Source organism: Pseudomonas sp. HMSC066A08 (assembly GCF_001813025.1).
Taxonomy (GTDB): Bacteria; Pseudomonadota; Gammaproteobacteria; order Pseudomonadales; family Pseudomonadaceae; genus Pseudomonas; species Pseudomonas aeruginosa.
In genome coordinates this window covers 1-228 of record NZ_KV811202.1, presented here as the reverse complement: position 1 = coordinate 228, position 228 = coordinate 1, and the positions used below count along the sequence as shown (strand labels likewise).

General features: G+C 50.4%; 1 rRNA gene. It reads left to right on the top strand.

The window, feature by feature from the left end:
• Positions 1 to 149, top strand: a 16S ribosomal RNA gene (locus tag HMPREF2886_RS01685); the annotation flags it as partial.
• Between the last annotated feature and the right edge of the window lie 79 nt (positions 150 to 228).

The following is a 228-nucleotide window of genomic DNA, read 5'->3' as shown; positions in this document are numbered from 1 at the left end:
ACACACCGCCCGTCACACCATGGGAGTGGGTTGCAAAAGAAGTAGGTAGCTTAACCTTCGGGAGGGCGCTTACCACTTTGTGATTCATGACTGGGGTGAAGTCGTAACAAGGTAACCGTAGGGGAACCTGCGGTTGGATCACCTCCTTACCTAAGAGATACGTGTTATGTGCAGTGCTCACACAGATTGTCTGATGAAGAACGAGCAGAGATACCGGTATAGGCTTGT